This is a genomic window from Acinetobacter tianfuensis (genome assembly GCF_003611465.1).
Taxonomy (GTDB): domain Bacteria; phylum Pseudomonadota; class Gammaproteobacteria; order Pseudomonadales; family Moraxellaceae; genus Acinetobacter; species Acinetobacter tianfuensis.
Window position 1 is genome coordinate 1 of the sequence record NZ_RAXV01000077.1, and the last position, 2,353, is coordinate 2,353.

3 protein-coding genes are annotated in these 2,353 nt (G+C 32.6%); all 3 read right to left on the bottom strand.

Annotation, left to right across the window (positions count from 1 at the left end):
- Nucleotides 1-166: 166 nt before the first annotated feature.
- The 3 genes from D7V32_RS16870 to repM all read right to left on the bottom strand — a co-directional run bounded on the left by D7V32_RS16870 (nucleotide 167) and on the right by repM (nucleotide 2,181).
- On the bottom strand, nucleotides 167-457 hold the full coding sequence (locus D7V32_RS16870; protein ID WP_120403926.1) for a hypothetical protein: 291 nt from the start codon (nucleotides 455-457) through the stop codon (nucleotides 167-169).
- Complete coding sequence (locus D7V32_RS16875) at nucleotides 457-1,098, bottom strand: AAA family ATPase (RefSeq protein ID WP_120403928.1); 642 nt, start codon at nucleotides 1,096-1,098, stop codon at nucleotides 457-459. The genes D7V32_RS16870 and D7V32_RS16875 overlap by 1 nt, the downstream gene beginning before the upstream one ends.
- 153 nt (nucleotides 1,099-1,251) lie before the next feature.
- Nucleotides 1,252-2,181, bottom strand: a complete 930-nt coding sequence (gene repM / locus D7V32_RS16880; protein WP_120403927.1) for a replication initiation protein RepM — start codon at nucleotides 2,179-2,181, stop codon at nucleotides 1,252-1,254.
- Nucleotides 2,182-2,353: the final 172 nt, after the last annotated feature.

Here is a 2,353-nt window from a genome sequence, read left to right on the forward strand (position 1 = left end):
AACTGTGCTTTTAGTCGGTCTTCTCCAAGTACGAATATCGAAACGATGAGGCTCTAATTTTTCTAAAAAATCTGCTAACTCTAATAACAGTTCCTTACGCATGGTTGTATTTCCTAAGTATAAATGAATTATAATAAATTTATTTAAGTTAAATAACTTAGGTAAGTTACTTAACTTGTTTCAATACAGCCTGCTGTAATTCTTCTGCAGTGAGGTTCTCCAATTGGTGAATTGCAGCTTTTAAAATGATAGATCTGTTAGCTTTAGCTACTCTACAATTAACTAAAAGTTGGTCTATTTGCTGGTTAACTTCTTCTGTTAGAGAAAAAGTATATCTTTTATAGTTTTGCTGACTCGGTTCAATTTTCTTGATGCGTTTAGATGCACCTTGAATAAAATTGTCAATTTGGTCTTGATTTGAACTTTGCTCAGACTTTTTTAACCCTTTTAATGCCATTAGAGTTCTCCTAAAAATTCTTTTGCGATGTGTTCAATTTCTTGTTTAGCTTTTTCATCAGACGACATTTCAAAAACAGATAAACCATTCTCATCGGCATCATCGTAAATATTTCTATTGCATGTAAAATTATTGAGTGGGATAAGATCAAAAGATTCACAAGCATCTTTTGCATCTAAAATTCTTTGAGATTGACTTGGCAAAGTTGGGCATTGGGTAATAACTGCTCTAGTGTAAAGTTCAGGATTTACCGCTTTTGCTAATCGAATAAGCTTCTCAACATGAACTAGTGTTTTTAAATCTCTTCGTTTTGGACGAAATGGAAGAAGCATATGCGTTGCAATAGTCATCGCTGAACGTAATGCTTCTGAATCCTGACCACCAGCATCGATAATAATATCTTGATAGCGCTTAGAGAGATCCATCAATATTTGTCTAATATTCCCAGCTGCTTGTACGGATGGGATGCTCTTAACGTTATCATTTTCATCACGCTCTTTGATCCAATCTGTGGTTGTACCTTGAGGGTCTGCATCTAATAATAGAATATCTCGATTTTGAGCTTGCAAGTAAACTGCTAGATTTTGGGCTAAGCAACTTTTTCCTGAACCACCTTTTTCACCACCAACTAAAATAATCATATTGTTATTTAACTTACGTAACTTATTTAACATTTAATTATATAGTGCTTTTCATTTCGATCAATAGTTAAGAAAATATATTTTTACGTAAGTTATTTAAGTTATTTAAGTTACGCAACTTATTTAAGTTTTTGTTGTTTTTATGCTTTTATTTTAGGTCGGTTGAAAACCAACTTTTTGAAGGTAAGGGAATAATTCTTGGAATTTTTGTCTGTCTTTAAGCATTTGAGCGATACGTACAGCAAACTGCGGATAGCTCTCAGTACCTTCTGAATATCTTCCCATCTCTGGTAGTTTAGAAAGTCTATTAGCAAAAAGGTGACGTTGTGCATCGGTCATTTTTAAGAAAAGATCAGTTGTATTTATTTGTTTAGAAGCTTCTATAGATCTGATAGTTGATTTCTTTAATGTAAAATTAAAAGAAAATCCTGAGATAGAACGCCCTTGTTTATGTTGCTCATATTTAACAATGATATCTGAGAGTTCGTTAATTTGGTTTACTGCAATATCTAACACGCGTCTCTTAAATGCCTCCATTCTTGTATATTCATTAACACCAATTCCGAGTTGGCTACGAAATTTGTTTAACTCATAGATAGGAGTTTTTCCTACAGATTTCCATTGCATTAATAACTCATAAAGACGTACCGCATAAACACTTTTGAAGTCAGCAGTTTTTTTCAAATGATAACTAGTAAAATATTGTTCAAACCCATCTATTTTAGTCACATGTTCAACCACTACACGAGTTAAAGTAACTAAGATTCTTCCTTCTCCTTTGCGATAATTGGCATCTTGAATCCAACGACTTTTTGTTAAGGTTCCATCTTCATTTGTGATCGTGAATTTTTTTTTAAATAAAGAATCCTCTGCTTCAATTAAAGCCAAATAAGCTGCGTCTAGAGAAACATTAAATGCCTTAGCATACCGATTTGCATTTAACTCAAGAGGATGCTCTGGAGTTAATCCTTTACCTGTTTCTCTAGCATCAATAATTGCAAGCTGTATTACACGAGTTTCAGCTAATGATAAAGTTTGTATTGCTTGCACAAGTTTATTTGATTTGACTATTAGATCTGCCATAACTTTAATTAAGCAACAATTATTTATTTGTTGCTATAAGATCACTATTAAATATATGTGTCAATAAATATTATTTAACTTTCAAGCTTTACTTAGCAGTCATTTTCAACCAAGGAAACGTTGTCATATGCCATGTTTTGAAAGGTGAAAAGCCCTAATTTATCATTATAGA